Origin of the sequence: Streptomyces sp. NPDC093984 (genome assembly GCF_044764595.1) — a bacterium.
Classification (GTDB): Bacteria; Actinomycetota; Actinomycetes; order Streptomycetales; family Streptomycetaceae; genus Streptomyces; species Streptomyces cynarae.
Genome location: NZ_JBIWIM010000016.1, coordinates 13,248 through 28,773 on the forward strand (window position 1 = coordinate 13,248; position 15,526 = coordinate 28,773).

At 69.8% G+C, this 15,526-nt stretch carries 15 protein-coding genes and 2 pseudogenes; 7 read left to right on the forward strand and 10 right to left on the reverse strand.

Translation table 11 applies throughout. The annotated features are described in order from the left end of the window. Positions 1 to 17: 17 nt before the first annotated feature. The 4 genes from ACIRC0_RS34585 to ACIRC0_RS34600 form a co-directional block, all read right to left on the reverse strand. On the reverse strand, positions 18 to 923 hold the full coding sequence (locus ACIRC0_RS34585) for an NAD(P)H-binding protein (RefSeq protein WP_403624447.1): 906 nt from the start codon (positions 921 to 923) through the stop codon (positions 18 to 20). Positions 924 to 1,029: 106 nt separating this feature from the next. Continuing rightward, positions 1,030 to 2,076, reverse strand: coding sequence for a hypothetical protein (locus ACIRC0_RS34590; RefSeq protein ID WP_403624450.1), 1,047 nt, complete (start codon positions 2,074 to 2,076; stop codon positions 1,030 to 1,032). Positions 2,077 to 2,254: 178 nt separating this feature from the next. After that, positions 2,255 to 2,812: a hypothetical protein gene (locus ACIRC0_RS34595; protein WP_403624453.1), complete on the reverse strand. Its 558-nt coding sequence runs from the start codon at positions 2,810 to 2,812 to the stop codon at positions 2,255 to 2,257. A gap of 231 nt (positions 2,813 to 3,043) precedes the next feature. Then, entirely contained in the window at positions 3,044 to 3,709 is a 666-nt protein-coding gene (locus ACIRC0_RS34600) for a hemerythrin domain-containing protein (protein WP_403624455.1), read from the reverse strand. Between the two features lie 280 nt (positions 3,710 to 3,989). Here ACIRC0_RS34600 and ACIRC0_RS34605 point away from each other — a divergent pair, with 280 nt between their 5' ends. The 3 genes from ACIRC0_RS34605 (at position 3,990) to ACIRC0_RS34615 (ending at position 6,009) form a co-directional block, all read left to right on the forward strand. Beyond that, positions 3,990 to 5,051: a type III polyketide synthase gene (locus tag ACIRC0_RS34605; protein ID WP_403624458.1), complete on the forward strand. Its 1,062-nt coding sequence runs from the start codon at positions 3,990 to 3,992 to the stop codon at positions 5,049 to 5,051. 21 nt (positions 5,052 to 5,072) lie between these two features. Continuing rightward, positions 5,073 to 5,651, forward strand: a complete 579-nt coding sequence (locus tag ACIRC0_RS34610) for an isoprenylcysteine carboxyl methyltransferase family protein (RefSeq protein ID WP_403624461.1) — start codon at positions 5,073 to 5,075, stop codon at positions 5,649 to 5,651. Between the two features lie 127 nt (positions 5,652 to 5,778). After that, entirely contained in the window at positions 5,779 to 6,009 is a 231-nt protein-coding gene (locus ACIRC0_RS34615) for a DUF3072 domain-containing protein (RefSeq protein WP_403624462.1), read from the forward strand. 38 nt (positions 6,010 to 6,047) lie between these two features. Here ACIRC0_RS34615 and ACIRC0_RS34620 read toward each other — a convergent pair whose 3' ends face one another. The 3 genes from ACIRC0_RS34620 to ACIRC0_RS34630 all read right to left on the reverse strand — a co-directional run bounded on the left by ACIRC0_RS34620 (position 6,048) and on the right by ACIRC0_RS34630 (position 8,042). Continuing rightward, positions 6,048 to 6,296 carry a hypothetical protein gene (locus ACIRC0_RS34620; protein WP_403624465.1) on the reverse strand — a complete coding sequence of 83 codons (249 nt, stop codon included), beginning with the start codon at positions 6,294 to 6,296 and terminating at the stop codon, positions 6,048 to 6,050. Positions 6,297 to 6,330: 34 nt separating this feature from the next. Further along, positions 6,331 to 6,870: a hypothetical protein gene (locus ACIRC0_RS34625; protein ID WP_403624468.1), complete on the reverse strand. Its 540-nt coding sequence runs from the start codon at positions 6,868 to 6,870 to the stop codon at positions 6,331 to 6,333. Positions 6,871 to 7,061: 191 nt separating this feature from the next. Then, on the reverse strand, positions 7,062 to 8,042 hold the full coding sequence (locus ACIRC0_RS34630; RefSeq protein WP_403624471.1) for an alpha/beta fold hydrolase: 981 nt from the start codon (positions 8,040 to 8,042) through the stop codon (positions 7,062 to 7,064). A gap of 295 nt (positions 8,043 to 8,337) precedes the next feature. Here ACIRC0_RS34630 and ACIRC0_RS34635 point away from each other — a divergent pair, with 295 nt between their 5' ends. Then, positions 8,338 to 12,510 (forward strand): beta-galactosidase, encoded by a 4,173-nt coding sequence (locus tag ACIRC0_RS34635; protein WP_403624474.1) that lies wholly within the window; start codon positions 8,338 to 8,340, stop codon positions 12,508 to 12,510. Between the two features lie 256 nt (positions 12,511 to 12,766). Further along, positions 12,767 to 13,273: a molybdenum cofactor biosysynthesis protein gene (locus tag ACIRC0_RS34640; RefSeq protein ID WP_403624477.1), complete on the forward strand. Its 507-nt coding sequence runs from the start codon at positions 12,767 to 12,769 to the stop codon at positions 13,271 to 13,273. 100 nt (positions 13,274 to 13,373) lie between these two features. On the opposite strand, the gene ACIRC0_RS34645 is transcribed toward ACIRC0_RS34640, so the two are convergent. Beyond that, positions 13,374 to 13,520 carry an RICIN domain-containing protein gene (locus tag ACIRC0_RS34645; RefSeq protein ID WP_403624480.1) on the reverse strand — a complete coding sequence of 49 codons (147 nt, stop codon included), beginning with the start codon at positions 13,518 to 13,520 and terminating at the stop codon, positions 13,374 to 13,376. Between ACIRC0_RS34645 and ACIRC0_RS34650 the strand changes: the two are divergent. Next, positions 13,498 to 13,800, forward strand: a pseudogene (locus ACIRC0_RS34650) (carbohydrate ABC transporter substrate-binding protein); the annotation flags it as partial. The gene ACIRC0_RS34645 and the pseudogene ACIRC0_RS34650 sit on opposite strands and share 23 nt — an antisense overlap. Before the next feature lie 173 nt (positions 13,801 to 13,973). On the opposite strand, the gene ACIRC0_RS34655 reads toward ACIRC0_RS34650, so the two are convergent. Together ACIRC0_RS34655 and ACIRC0_RS34660 are read right to left on the reverse strand one after the other, a co-directional pair. Beyond that, positions 13,974 to 14,429 carry an ATP-binding protein gene (locus ACIRC0_RS34655; protein WP_403624483.1) on the reverse strand — a complete coding sequence of 152 codons (456 nt, stop codon included), beginning with the start codon at positions 14,427 to 14,429 and terminating at the stop codon, positions 13,974 to 13,976. 425 nt (positions 14,430 to 14,854) lie between these two features. Next, positions 14,855 to 15,132, reverse strand: a pseudogene (locus ACIRC0_RS34660) (RidA family protein); the annotation flags it as partial. Between ACIRC0_RS34660 and ACIRC0_RS34665 the strand changes: the two are divergent. After that, on the forward strand, positions 15,058 to 15,360 hold the full coding sequence (locus tag ACIRC0_RS34665; protein ID WP_403624486.1) for a winged helix-turn-helix transcriptional regulator: 303 nt from the start codon (positions 15,058 to 15,060) through the stop codon (positions 15,358 to 15,360). The pseudogene ACIRC0_RS34660 and the gene ACIRC0_RS34665 sit on opposite strands and share 75 nt — an antisense overlap. Positions 15,361 to 15,526 lie beyond the last annotated feature (166 nt).

Sequence of the window (15,526 nt, forward strand, 5' to 3'; positions counted from 1 at the left end):
GCGACGGCCGGTGGGGTTCAGCCCAGGTAGAAGTCCTTGCGTGCGGCCACGAACGCCTCGATTGTCTGCGCGGGTGTGCCCGTCAGGCGTTCTACGTCGTCGGACGCGCGGTCGTAGCGGTTCTCGCGGTGCAGTCGGGCCATGGTGGCGATGTGCTGTTCGGTGTGCGACGGCAGGCCCACCTTGGCGAGCACTTCCGCACGCCACTGCTCCAGTGGCACGTCCACATAGGACACCGGACGCCCCAGCGCCCGTGAGTACTCCTCGGCCATCTCGTTCATGTCGACCGTGCGTGGCCCCGTCAGCTCGTAGACCTGCCCTATGTGCGGGGCCGGCTCGCGGAGCACCGTGGAGACCACTCGGGCGACGTCCCGTACGGCGACCGGTGATGTGCGCCCGGCCCCGAACGGCAGCTCGATCGTTCCGTTCTTCCGGATCGACTGCGCCGCCAGCGAGGTGAACAGCGGATTGTCCAGGAACGACGTCGGCCGGATGTGCACCACCGGCAGGCCTGACCAGTTCAGGACCTGCTCCGCCAGCCAGTGCAGTCGCTGCTGGCGGGACTCGGCGGTGCTGGTGGCGGTCATCTGCGACACCGTCATCTGTGACATGTCCACCAAGGCCTCCAGCTCTCCGTGCTCGCGCGCCACGCTGGCCACGACGGTCGTCGCCAGCAGATGGTCCGGCGACACGGGCATGGCGAAGTACATGCGCCGGACTCCGGCCAGGGCGGGCGCGACTGTCTCAGGCCGGGTCAGATCGCCGATGACCACTTCCGCGCCGAGCGCACGCAGCTCGACGGCACGATCGTCGTCGCGGCGAAGCATGACACGTACCGGCACGTCCAGCGCGCACAGCTCCTCGAGGACCGTTCGGCCGACACCACCGGCGTTGGCGATGAGGACAAGGTCGCTGGCAAGCATGGTCGATCTCCTCATGTGAGCTGAGTGGCTGAGTGGCTGAGCAGTGAAGTGGCTGGGTAGTGAGTGCCTGAGCAGTGCATGGGCAACTGGTGGGGCTCGGCGTGCATCAGGCGGCGGTCGCCGTGCGCCGCCGTGTCAGACGGGCGCGCAGGCCGAGCAGCAGCGCGGCCACGACGGCCCATAGAGCGAGTGTGACGACGGGTGCTGCCACGTGCGAGCCGTCGAAGTAGCTCAGGTCGGTGATCGCGCGGACGGCCGCGCCGGGCGGCAGCAGTGCGGAGACGGCTCGGGCCGCGGTGGGCAGCAGGTCGGCGCCGATGGTGGCGCCACTGGTGGCGTTTCCGACGGTGAGGAGCAGGAGGGTGGCGACCGGAAGCCCGATGGGGCCGAGGTAGGTACCGAGCAGCTTGGTGGTGAAGGCGGCCGCAGCTGCCAGCAGGGTCAGGGTGAGGATCAGCGGAATGACCGGGGCCGGAACCGCTCCCAGAACGGGGCCGGCGATGATCGCGGCGACCGTGCCGATGGCCAGGGAGGCACCGCCCAGCAGCCAGAACCGATGGCGCAGGTGCAGGAGACCGGCCAGACCGACGGCGTTCGAGCCGAGCACGAAACCGGCCAGGGTCACGCCGAAGGCCATGTAGAAGCCGGCCAGTCCCCGGGCGTCGAAGCGGGTCAGGGGGACGGCATCCTCGGTGGTGATGTGCAGGCCCGCACCGTGTGCGTAGGCGCCGACGAGGGTCTTCACCGCCGAGGTGGTGGAGGTGCCGTTGGCTCCGGCGATCTCCAGGCGGAGCCTCCCCGGGCCGTCGGTGCTGAGCGCGGCGACGACATCGTGGTTCTCCAGTGCCCGGCGTGCGGCGTCGGCGTCGGCGGCGGGGTGGACGTCGACGCTGTCGCCGAGGGCCTGGTGGATCTCACCCGGGAGGTGCGGGGCGGTGACGGCGATGGGAACGTGATGCGGCTGAGGGTCGCGCTGCAGGCCGATGTAGCAGGTCACGAAGGCGGCCACGACGATCAGGGCGATGACGGCCGGCTGCAGCCAGGCCCTCACCGGCGGCCGGCGGCGGGCGGCTCGGTGGGGCCTGGGGGAGCGTTCCGCAGCTGTGGCGCGCGTCTGCTCACGCTCGGGTGCGGATCCGATGGGGGTTTCCATGACGAGGCTTTCTGAAGGCAGGACGTGAGGTGCGTGGGAGACTGGGCGGGGAGGACGCACGTCACGGCGGGCAGATATGAGTATATGCTCGTATTGGAGGCTCGGCAAATCGGCTCGATGGCCTCTCGAGCGCCGGCGTCAGGCGCAGGCTCCCCGCACGGCGCCACGCCTGTCTCGCTCAGCTCCCGGCGGGGCGCGGCTGCCCGCCGTCGGTGAGCAGGTCCTCCAGCAGTGCGCGGTAGTGGACCATGGCGTTGCGCAACTGCTCGGTGTCGGCCTTGTGGCGGGTGCTGAGCTCGTCGATCGCGTGGGCGGCGCGGTAGTGCTCCAGCGTGCGGCCGTGCTCGACCGAGAGGTCCCTCAGCTGGTCCTCGAACTTCTCCGTCGGGTAGCCACGCTCGTGCATGAGCGAGGTCACCAGGCGGTCCGCGTCATGCACGGCGTCCTCGGGACGGTCCACGAACTCTTCCTGCACGGTGGCCCACTCCCGGGTGTAGCGGTCGCGGATGCTGGTGGGCAGCGGTTTGACATCCAGTGCGTCGTGCCGCTGCTCACGCTCGATCAGGTCACGCTCGGCGGCCCTCCGGCTGCCGGTCTCCTCGACCGTCCGCTGGTACTCCGGGCCGAAACGCTCGCGAAGGCGGCGACGGCGCACGAGAAGAGAAGAGCCGATTGCGATCAGGGCGATGACCACCACGACCGGGATGATGATCGCCAGAAGTGTCCCAGTTGTCATCGGGCCCACGTCCTTGCCAAGCGCCCGAATGGTTTCATTGATGCCATTCTGGGGCGGTTTTCTATGAAACAGAAGGCGTCGGCCACGGTGACGTGACCCGCGCCGCAGGGTGCGGGTGGCGGGGGTGTCCTCCCGGCGTCGTACGCGCCGGGCAGGGCGATCCCGCCACGGTTGCGTCACTGAGGAACGTGTCGCGCACCGGTGCCGGTGCGCGACCGCTCCTGCTGATCGTCAGGAGGCCATGCGGTGGCGGACGGCGTCCAGGGTTCGGTCGAGGGGGCCGAGGACTGGCGCGACCAGCTTGTTCGCAGCCTCGTTGTTGACCCAGCGGTGCGGCCGGGTCGGCGCGTACGCCTGGGTGAGCTTGACCTCGGCACCGAGCATGCGCAGCCGGGCCGGGCTCACCGCCTTTCGCAGCGCGGCGAATTCCTCCCGTTCCTCACGCGCCGCGTGCCGGGCGACCGCGCGCCGGACCTGGTTCAGCCGCCGCAGATACCCGGCCCCGTTCGGACCGGTACGCCACAGCGCGACCAGCAGCTGCTTCGCTTCCTTCTCCTCGGTGAGGCGGCGCTGGGCCAGCTCGCTGCCGTGCCGCAGGGCCCGGCGCGCGACCGGGTGGACGTGCGCCTCTTCGGCGGCTTCGTGCACGGCGAGCAGGCGCATCAGCCGGTCGAAGTTCCGGCGGCGCCACGGCCCGGGCAGCGCGGCCTGCAGGAAGCCGAGTCTGATCTGCCGATGCTGACGTGTGAGCACGTCGACGACGTTTTCGCCGCCCAGGGTACGTACCATCTGCAGGGACCGGGCGGGAACGGTCCTCGCGGCCTTCGCCGTGGCCTTCGCGGTGAGCAGCGGCTTCGTCGCCGCGCTCGTCCCGGCTGCCTTTCTGAGCATGCCCATGATCCCTCCTCACTCCCGATGTCGGAAGTGGCGGGTACCCCCCACGCTGTCACCCTCACGCGCTCCCGTGCGGACCGGCTGATGGTCAGCTCGCCTCCGGCTACCGCACCGCATCGGCATTGAGGCTGCGCGCCGCAGCCGCCGAACCGCGGCGATCCGGACGCTGGGCTGGGTACTCGGATACCTGGGGCTGAGGTCACCAGTCCGCCCGCGACAACCACGTCTCAAGGCCGGCCAACCCGGCAGCCGGATTGCCGTCACACGTCGATCGGAACCTCGTATGAGCCGCATCGTCGCCGTTCAGAAGGTCCTGGCACCCCACCGGTACCGTCAGCGGGACATCACCGATCAGGTGCGCTCGAGCCTGCCGGGGGCGGATCGGTCCCTGCTCGACCGAGTGCACGGCGCGGCGGGAGTCCGGTTCCGTCATACCGTGCTGCCCTTGGACGCCTACGCCGATCTGGACGGTTTCGGTGCGGCCAACGACGCCTTCATCGGTGCCGCGGAGCGGATGGGGGCCGAAGCGGTCAGGGGTGCCCTCGCCTCCGCGGGGCTGGCATCGGGCGTGGTGGATCTGATCGCCGTCGTCTCCACCACCGGCCTGGCCGCTCCCTCGGTGGACGCCCGGCTGATGGGTCCCCTGGGGCTGCGACCGGACGTCAAACGGCTTCCGCTGTTCGGACTCGGGTGCGCCGCGGGCGCGGCCGGGCTCGCCCGTGTACACGACTACCTGCGGGGCTGGCCCACGCACACCGCCGTCCTGCTGTCCGTCGAGCTGTGCTCGCTGACATTCCAGCGGTCCGATCCCTCGCCGGCCAATCTGGTGGGCAGCGCCCTGTTCAGCGACGGTGCCGCCGCTGTGGTGGCCCGGGGGAGCAGAGCTCCGGACGGACCAGGGCCCCCGCTCGGCCCCGAGGTGGTGGCGAGCCGCAGCCGCTTCTATCCGGCCACCGAGCGCGCCATGGGCTGGGACGTCACCGACAGCGGCTTCCGTATCGTGCTGGACCCCGGAATCCCGGGCATCGTCCGCGCACACCTCGCGGACGACGTCGACTCCTTCCTCTCCGGCCACGGCCTTGCCCGTCACGACATCGGAACCTGGGTGTGCCATCCCGGCGGCCCCAAGGTGCTGGACGCCATCGCGGACACGCTGAACCTGTCGTCCGGAGCACTGGACGTGACCTGGCACTCCCTCGCGGAGGTCGGAAACCTGTCGTCCGCCTCCGTCCTGCATGTACTCCAGGACACCCAGCGACGCAGGCGGCCCCCGCCCGGCACCTGGGGCCTGCTGCTCGCCCTCGGCCCGGGCTTCTGCGCCGAACTGGTCCTGCTGCGCTGGTGAGGCGGAGGGAGGAACGACCGGGTGATCTGGTACACGCTGTTGGTCGCGGCCATCGCCGCCGAGCGGCTGGCCGAGCTGACCGTCGCCCGCCGCAACACCCGCTGGAGCATGGCCCACGGAGGCGTCGAGACGGGCCGAGGGCACTACCCGGCACTCGTCGTGCTGCACACCGGTCTGCTCGTGGGCTGCCTGGTGGAAGCACGGGTCGCCGCACGGCCATTCCTTCCGGGCGTAGGCTGGCCGATGCTGGCCCTGGTCGTGGCCGCCCAGGGACTGCGCTGGTGGTGCATCGGCACGTTGGGACGGCAGTGGAACACCCGGGTGATCGTCGTGCCCGACCTGCCCAGGGTGACGAAGGGCCCCTACCGTCTGCTGCGCCATCCCAACTACCTCGCCGTGGTCGTCGAGGGAGCCGCGCTGCCGCTGGTGCACGGTGCCTGGCTCACTGCGACGGCGTTCACGGTGTGCAACGCCGGGCTCCTGGCCGTACGCGTCCGCTGCGAGGAAGCCGCCCTCTCGGCAGCCGAACGGCAGGCGCACCCCCCGGACGAGCGCCACGTTGCCCGACAGCGCGCCGCGGGCCGGGCGTCGCCGCGGTGACAGATCCACGGACGCGCAGGCCCGGACGCAGCGTGCTCGGGAAGGGACGGAGGCGGACCAGCGCGCCCTCCTTGTGCCGACGCACGCGGGACTTTCATCTCACCGGTCAGAGGGGTAGTCGCACCTTATGAGCGAAGAGAACCCGAAGAAGGACGTGAACGACTGGGTGACCGGGGACGAACCGGCCACGGGCCCCCAGCTGAGCTATCTGCAGACCCTGGCCCGGGAGACGGGTGAGGAGGTCCCACAGAACCTCACGAAGGCGGAGGCTTCGCGCATGATCGAGCGCTTGCAGCAGGCCTCCCCGCGGACGGCCCGCCCGGGAGCTTCACGAGAGGGCCCGGCTGACAGCGCCTGACCACCCAGGGCGCGCCCTGCCGACTGCTGTGCTGGGGGTCAGGCGCCGAGTTTCCCGACCATATCCCTGAGCGCTGGTGCGACCAGGAGCAGATCGCGCTCGGTCGGTGCCGAGGTGCCCAGACGGTCCAGGAGCTCGCCCTTCGTCATGAGCACCGCGGCTCCCGCGTCACGGCACTCGGCATGCTCGGTGGCGTTGACGACCTCGGCACGGCCCTGTACCAGGATCAGCGCCGCATCATCGTCCTGCGCGCCAAGAAGCTCCCGGATATGACTCTCTTCGATCACGGGTCGGACCTCGTCTCCCTGAAGACCCATGTCCTTACCTTGTCTGCAACGCTTTCTCGGCATGCTGAAGACGTAGTTCCTCCAGCGTCCGCAGCTGCCGCTGGGCTCGTTCGATCAGTTCGTCGAGCTGCTGCCGGTCAAGACGCCCGTCACTCTCCGCCAGTCGACGCAGCATCCGCCACCCGGCGGCCTTTCCCTCGACTCCGAGCTGGAGGAACTCGAGTTCGACCACCGAGGTCAGCGGAGAGCGGCGGAGAAGGCGGCCATTCGGCTTAAGGCGTCCCGCCCTCTCGGCCGCCTCCGCTGCCAAGACCTTGTATCGACGTGCCGGAACGCCCAGTCGGCCCATGATGTCCAGCAGGCTCGCCCGGTCCTGGGCGATCTCGCCGGCGATCGGCCGCAACGCTTCGGCCAGCGGGGAGTCGCGCAGTGCCCGGACCATGTAGTGGATGCGCCGGCTCCCGATGGTCGACCCTGCCAGGTGGTCGTTGAGGTAGATGCCGAGCAGGTCGATCAGGGCCCCTCTGTCGGCGTTCTGCGTCCCGATGCCTCTGCCCTGGCCGACGTCACTCATCCCGGCCCTCCAAGGACGATCGGACCGGCCGACGGCCGCAGCGACAAGAACGGTGCATGGCTGGTTTCTCCCCGACTGTCGTGCCCACTGATGGCCATGGAAGCGGACGAGTACCCGCATCACGGCAGCCCACGTATGACGCCTGCGCATCCGTCGCGTGTTTCGACAGCGGTGGGCGGCGCGCGAGTGCGTCACGCGGGCAGAGCGGTGAGCCAGTCGGTCAGGAGTCGGTTGACCTCCTCGGGGCGCTCTTGCTGGATCCAGTGTCCGCAGCCGTCGAGGAGGTGGGAGGAGACCAGGCCCGGCAGCGTGACCGGGTACGCGGCGACCGCGTCCGCCAGCCATGTCGTGGAAGCGTCCAAGCCGCCGCCGATGAACAGGGACGGCTGGGTGACGGGGGCACCGTCGAAGGCGGCGAGGTCCTCCCAGTCGCGGTCCATGTTCCGGTAGCGGTTGAGCGCTCCGGTCAGCCCGGTCCGTTCGAACTCCCCTGCGAAGACATCGAGGTCCCGCTCGCTGAGCCACGCGGGCAGTCGGCTGACGGGGAACCGCTCACGCAGCGTCCCGTCCCTGCCGACGAAGTGGGGATCGGGAGCACCGGGTGCGGGCATGGTGTCGGCGGACAGGGCCGCGTAGAGCCCCGCGAGCCAGCCGCGAACGTCGGGTTCGATCTCGGCCTCGGCGCGGCCCGGCTCCTGAAAGTAGGAGACGTAGAACTCCTCGTCCCCGCCCATCCGAGAGAAGACGTCGCTGGGGCGGGGCCCGCCGCGCGGGGTGTAGGGAACGCTCAGCAGCCCCACTGCGCGGAAGACCTCCGGCCTGAGCAGGGCGGAGTTCGCGGCGATGGGCACGCCCCAGTCGTGGCCGACGACCACCGCCGACTCCTCGCCCAGGGCGTGCACCACCGAGACGTTGTCCTCCACCAGTTCGACCATCCGGTACGCATCCGTGGCGGCAGGCTTGGAGGACCGGCCGTAGCCGCGGACATCGATGGCGACCGCGCGGTATCCCGCCGCCGCGAGCACCGGCAGCTGGTGGCGCCAGGAATACCAGGATTCAGGGAAGCCGTGCACGAGCAGCACCAGCGGCCCGGTTCCCTGCTCCACGAGGTGGATCCGGCCTCCCGGCGAGGAGACCAGCCGGTGTGTGACCTCAGCGACGTGCTGCGACATGCGTCTTCTCCAGGACCGTTGGTCTGCCGTACGCCACCGATCATGCGCAGGACGCTGCCCGGAAGGCGAGTTCGTTTGCCGATTCGGCAAGCCCGGTCCTCGGCGGTGCCTCCGTAACCCGTGATGAGTCGTCAGTGGCCAGGACAGCGCCGTGACATGGGGCTTGCAAGCCGCCCCCGGGCCCACCTCGACCACGTTGCCCCCGCCCCATTGTGCCGTGCCTCGCGCCGCCATAATGTTCGACTTTGCCTGAGTCTGTTTGATGTTGATTGCTCAGGCGGTATTGGAGGCCGCAGTGCGGAGTAATCGGATCGGTTCAGAGACTGCGAGACCCGGCCGCCGTCGATGGTGGAGGGAGGCCCTCGCGACGGCCGCGACCATCGCCCTGGCCGCGGGCATGGTCGCGCCCGCCGCGGCGCAGGACGCCGTCGGGCAGGCACCCGCCGCCACGGCCGCCGCGGGCCCGCGGGCGCACACGGTGAGTCTCGACGGCTACTCGTTCCTCGTCGACGGCAAGCGCACCTACCTGTGGTCCGGCGAGTTCCACTACTTCCGGCTCCCGAGCCCGGACCTGTGGCGCGACATCTTCCAGAAGATGAAGGCCGCCGGATTCAACGCCACCTCGCTGTACTTCGACTGGGGATACCACTCGCCGAAGCCGGGCGTGTACGACTTCAGCGGGGTGCGCGACGTCGACAAGCTGCTCGTCATGGCCCAGGAGGCCGGGCTCTACGTGATCGCTCGCCCGGCGCCCTACATCAACGCGGAGGTCGACAGCGGCGGCCTGCCCGGCTGGATGACCACCAAGGCCGGGCACAACCGCAGTGACGACCCGCAGTTCCTCAAGTACGCGGACGAGTGGCTGACCCGGGTCGACCGGATCATCGCCCGCCACCAGATGACCAACGGCACCGGATCGGTCATCGCCTACCAGGTCGAGAACGAGTACTACAACGGCTCGTCCGCCGGCCGCTCCTACATGCAGCACCTGGAGGACAAGGCCCGTGCCGACGGCATCACGGTACCGCTGACCGGCAACAACAACGGCACCTTCAACTCCGGTGCGGCCGCCCTCGACGTCGACGGCCCGGACTCCTACCCGCAGGGCTTCAACTGCTCGAACCCGGCCAAGTGGAACGGCGTCCCCGACATCAGCTACGACCACCCGGCCGGCAAGCCCCTGTACTCGCCGGAGTTCCAGGGCGGCGCCTTCGACCCCTGGGGCGGGCCGGGCTACGACAAGTGCGCCCAACTGATCAACGACCAGTTCGCCAACGTGTTCTACAAGCAGAACATAGCCGTCGGCGCCACCGCGCAGAGCTTCTACATGACCTACGGCGGCACCAACTGGGGCTGGCTGGGCATGCCGGAGAACTACACGTCCTACGACTACGGCGCCGCGATCCGCGAAAACCGCCAACTGGACCCGAAGTACTACGAGGACAAGCTGATCGGGTACTTCACGCAGTCGGTCGCCCCGCTGACCAAGACCGACGCGATCAAGGCCACGCCGCCGGACGACTCGGCGGTCGTCGACACCGCCCGCATGAACCCCGACACCAAGACGCAGTTCCACGTCCTGCGGCACGGGAACTCCACGTCCACGGCGGTCGACAAAACCCACATCTCGCTGGACTTCAACGCCCAGCCGTCCGCGGACACCACCTACACCTGGGACGACCCCGACTCCGCGCTGCAGTACACCGGCTCGTGGTCGCACGTGGCCGACCAGAGCTACACCGGCGGCGACTACAAGCACACCGAGTCGTTCTCCAACAAGGCCGGTGACTCGGTCACCGTCCCCTTCGACGGCACCGCGATCCGCTGGATCGGCTCGAAGACCAACAACCACGGCTACGCCGACGTCTACCTCGACGGCACCAAGGTGGCGACGGTCGACGACTCCGGCAGCGAGAACCAGGCGGTGGTCTTCCAGAAGACCGGCCTGACTCCCGGCGCGCACACCCTGAAGATCGTCGTCGACGGGAACCACAGCTCGGGGTCGTCGGACAACTACGTGTCCATCGACGCCATCGACGTGCCGACGGCCGCCGCCTCGACGCCGACCTACCCGGTCGTGCCGCAGCAGCCGGGCACCGCGATCACGCTCGACGGACGCGACTCGCACGTGATCGTGGCGAACTACCGGCTCGGGGACTCGCAGTTGCAGTACTCGACGTCGGAGATCATGACCGACGCGACGGTTGGGAACCGGGATGTCGCCGTGCTCTACGGCAACGCGGGGAGCGACGGCGAGACCGTCCTTCGCTACTCCTCCGAGCCCACCGTGGTCACCAGCGACGGCACGGCCACGACCACCTGGGACGCGGCCACCGGTGACCTGCGGCTGAACTACACGCACAAGGGCCTGATCCGCGTCAGCATCAACGGCGGCGGAAAGCGCCCGCTGCTCCTGCTCATCGGCGACAAGGACACCGCCAAGACCTTCTGGCGTCAGGACACGGCGACCGGCCCGGTGCTCGTGCGAGGCACCCATCTGCTGCGCACGGCGACCAGCCTGGACGGCGGCCACTCCCTGGCGCTCACCGGCGACAACGCCGATGACAAGAACATCGAGGTGTTCACCTCCGCCGGCCAGGTCAGCTGGAACGGCAGCGCGTTGGAAACCCGGGCCACCGACACAGGGAGCCTCACCGGGAAGATACCGGTGGCTGCGCCGATACACCTGCCGGCGCTGACGAACTGGAAGCATGCCGAGGAGTCCCCCGAAGCGGCCCCCGGTTTCGACGACTCCAGCTGGCAGGTGGCCGACAAGACAACGACCAACAGCGTCTCCGGCGTCAACTCGCTTCCGGTGCTCTACGCGGACGACTACGGGTTCCACACCGGCAACACCTGGTACCGCGGCCGCTTCCGCGCCACCGGCAAGGAGACGGGCATCCACCTGGTCTCGGACTCCGGCGGAAAGGCCCAGGCGTTCTCCGCGTGGCTGGGCGGCACCTTCCTGGGCAGCTCCACCACGGGCAGCGCCGACTTCGCCTTCCCGGCCGGTTCGGTGAAGTCGCAGGGCGACAACGTCATCTCCGTCCTGACCGTGAACATGGGGCACGAGGAGGACTACAACTCGACCAACGGCAACAAGACCGCGCGCGGTCTGACCAGCGCCTCCCTCGTCGGGGCGCCGCTGACCTCCGTCACCTGGCGGCTGCAGGGCGTACGGGGCGGCGAGGACCTGCAGGACACGGTCCGTGGCCCGCTCTCGACGGGCGGCCTGTACGGCGAGCGGGCCGGCTGGTCCCTGCCGGGCTACCCGGACGGCGACTGGAACCGGGTGACCCTGCCCACGACCGACACCCGTCCCGGCGTCTCGTGGTACCGCACCGACGTCAACCTGGACCTGCCGCACGGCCAGGACACCTCGCTCGGGCTGACGTTCACCGACGACCCGTCACGCAAGTACCGTGCCACGATCTTCGTGAACGGCTGGCAGGTCGGCAACTATGTCAACTACCTCGGCCCGCAGAGTACCTTCCCGGTGCCCGACGGGATCCTGAATCCGAACGGCCGGAACAGCATCGCCATCGCCGTGTGGAACCTGGACGGCAGCACGGGCGGGCTAGGCAAGGTCTCGCTCACCAACTACGGCAGCTACACCTCGTCCCTGCGCGTCGCGCAGAACGACAGCCCCCGCTACGACCCCCGCACGTACGCGATGCCGAAGCGTCCGGGAGCGGATGTCACCCTGGACGTGCCGGACACCGCTCAGTCGGGACAGGCCTTCACGGCCGAGGCGACGGTGCAGGTGCCGAAGGACAAACCGTCCGCTTCCCGCCTGACGGCCTCGCTCTCCGCGCCCGACGGCTGGAGCGTGAGTGCCACGAGCCCCATGTCCGTGAGGCGCCTGCACCCGGGCGGATCGGCCACCTTCACCTGGAAGGTCCAGCCGCCGGCCGGGGAGCTGCCCTCCGCCTCGGCCCTCACCGCCACGGTGCACTACCTGCAGAACGGACGACAGGCTGCCGGCGGTGACGAGCGCATCGTCGGCGGGATCCCGCCGGCTCCGCCGGCCGGGAAGAACGCCGTGAGCGACCTACCGTTCTTGTCGTCCACCAACGGGTGGGGCCCGGTGGAGCGTGACAGCAGCGTCGGCGAGCAGGCGGCCGGGGACGGCCATCCGATCACCATCGCCGGTGTCAGCCACCCGAAGGGCCTGGGCACCAACTCGATCAGCGACGTCGAGCTCTACCTCGCCGGCAAGTGCTCGCGGCTGACGGCGTACGTCGGTGTCGACGACGAGACAGGCGGCGCGGGAACGGTGACGTTCTCCGTGATCGCCGACGGCAAGACGTTGGTCACCACGCCGACGATCCGGGGCAAACAGGCCGCGGTGCCGATCGACGTCGACGTCAGCGGCGCGCAGGTGATCGACCTCAAGGTCGGTGACGCCGGCGACGGCAACGGCAACGACCACGGCGACTGGGCCGTGCCGACGCTGACCTGCGGCTAGACGTGCGGCCGACGGACGCCTACGACAGCGGGTCCTGGATCTCCTGGGCGTAGGCGTTCGTCGAGGGCCGGCCGGCGCCACGCCGTGGGCGCGATGACCCGGCCGGCCTCTGGCAGCGTGGCGCGAAGGGATCTTCAGCGGTCCGGTCGAGTTCTGGCGCGTGATCGCCCGGACCGATGCCCTGCGCGGTGTCGATCCCTACCGTGTGCAAGCGTCCACGCTCCGCCTCCAGGGCCGCGGGGCTAGGCTCGGTGACGTGGAGCAGGTGGAGATCGTTCAGTTGCTGGTGTCTCCCGTGCATCGTCTCCAGGGCCGTCCGAGCGACGGTGTCCCGGAACTGCCGCGGGAGGAACTGGTGGCCACGGCGCAGGTGCGCAAAGGGCTGGGCATCGTGGGCGACCGGTACTTCAACCGGCCGGCCCATCGCAGTGCGTCGGTCACCCTCATGGCGGCCGAGCGCCTGCCGCAGGCGGTCTCCGGCGAGGCCGACCTGTGCCTGACCCGGCGCAACGTCCTGCTGCGCGGCGTGGACATCGACGCGTACATCGGCGAGACGGTCTTCCTGGACTGCGGCAGTGGACCCGTCGTGCTGGCGGTCCGCAGCGCGGCCAGGCCGTGCGCGTGGATGGACAGCACCATCGGGCCGGGCGCGCAGCGGGCACTGCGCGGCGGCGGAGGCGTTCGCTGCCTGCCGCTGTCCGACGGGATCCTCACCGTGGGGCCTGCTGCGTTCGGGGTGTGCACGGACTCCGGCGAGGAGTGACGAACAGTGCTTCGGGCGGATGGCGGCCGGGCCCGCCGATCCTTGGTCGGCGCGCCCGGCAGTCGGTGTGCTGCTGGTCTGTGATCTGTCTCCCTGGCGGTCAGTTGATGCGCACGATCTTCCAGAGCTGGTCGTCGACGCTGACGTCGCTCCACTGGATGACGGATGCGCCGTTGGCGGTGGAGGACTGGGCGACTCCGGCGAGCAGGCCACTGCCCCGTTGACGGCTGCTCGGGTTCCTGGGCACTCCGGAGGCCGAGTCCTTCTATCTCGCGTCCGACCCGAGCGTCGTCGCCGCCTCCGGCAACGCACCGACCTCCTCCTACACGGCACTGTAGAAGAAGGCGTACGACATGATCAGCGGCGCGAAGAACCTGACGCAGTTCATGGACCGCGACAGCCGCCCGGACTTCACCTCCACGGTGATGCAGCCCGCGCTGCAGAACTTCGTCCGCAACCCCAAGGGCGTGGACAGCATCCTGTCGTCCATCGAGCGCCAGAAGAAGACGATCCTCGCGACCTCATGAGCATTCCGGCATCCGGAACCCGGAGGCGGCCGCCGTGCCGCCTCCGGGCGGCGCGCCCGCCCAAAAGCCGCGAGCCCCGCACGGGCACCGCCAGACCATGAACCGACCGGTGCGCGCAGCCGGCCACTCGCCGGCCGTCGGGTGGGCCGCGGTGAGGTGCTTCCGCGAGTGGGTCAGCCCCTGGTGGTGATGTCGGCCCAGTGGATGGCGTGCCCGGCCTCTTGGCGGTCACCGTGTGCCTCGGCGAGCAGCTCGATGATCATAAGTCCGCGGCCGTGCTCGTCGTCGGTGCACTCCGTTGCCTGGCCGCCGTGCGGGAGGGTGGGGCCTCCGTCGGACACCTCTATATGCACCTGCCCGGCCGCGGGGTCGCAGCACAGTCCGAGGCTCAGGGGCGGCTGGGCGTGCCGTACGGCGTTGGTGACCAGCTCGGAGACGGCCAGCAGCACCGAGTCGGCCACCTCGTCGGTGACCTTCCACTGGGTGAGCAGGTGCCGGGAGATCCTGCGGGCCTGCCGGACGGCCTCTGGGCGGTGCGCCAGGGCCCAGGTGCGGCCGGGCGTCGACGTGTGCCGGGTTCCCGTCTGCTGGGGCAGGAGATCTGGAGGACAGACGTACATCGAGGCCATCACCTTCTTCGAGCACGTGGTGCCGTCGGGCTCGAGGCGCTGTTTGGCTGGACGTCACCACCTTCCCCTGCATCCGTGTCGTGTGTCGTCGTGGCCAGCGCCCAACCGCTCTACCGGCCAGCGGGAATACGCGGTCCGCAGTCAGCACCCAACGGGCAGTTACCGCTCTGTGGGACCTTCGCCGTGGGAGAGTGCGGAAGGGCTGGGTGCACGGGAGCCGGCCACATGGCTGAGACGGCGCTGCGCGATGGATCCTCCGGACCGGCACAGGGGCGGCCGGACGGCGTCTCTTCGGAATCCGGTCGTCTGCCCTGCGGCTGTCGACGGTATGCACTGTGCCGCCGCCCGCCTGCCCGCCGCCCGCCGGCCGCCCGCCGGCCGCTCGTCGGCGGGTGACGGGGAGGCAGGGCCCGCTGCGGACGAGGTCAGGCGGGCAGCTTCGTGTCGACGACCAAGCTGATCTCGATGACCTGGCCGGGGAACGTCAGGCCGGTGACGCCGAAGACCGTGCTGGCCGGGCGGTGGTCGCCGAAGTACGCCAGAGGGCCCTCTGCCGTCGCCGCCGCGTTCTGCCCCAGGTTCACCACGTACAGGGTCTGCGAGACGACCTGGTTCCGGCTACGCCGTAGTGCAGCAGAACCTTGTCCACGTTGGCGTACGTCTGCTTGAGCTGGGCGGCGAAGTCGTCCGCGTGGAGGAACTCCTGCGGAACGAGGTCGAGGGCGTCAGCCACAAGATGCTCGCCCAGAACCTGCGCATGCTGGCGCAACGGCTTGGTCGACCGGAAGGTGCACCCACCGTGCCGCCGCGGGTGGAGTACACCCTGACCGGGCCCGGCCGGGCTCTGCGCACCACGGTCGACGCCATGTGCGGCTGGACCCACGAGTACCTCGGTCACATCGAGGACGCGCGCCGTCGCTTCGACGCCTGACGGGCCCTGGCAGCACCGCTGCACCACGCCTCCGTTGTGCGGTCCGCCGGTGGCGGAGGCGAGCCAGTGCCCAGCGCTTCCTCGGTGAGTTGGTCTGCCGAGGTCGCCGCGGGGTGCCCACCGGCTGAGGCTCACCGACAATGGAAGGCATGACGGGAAGGGCTCC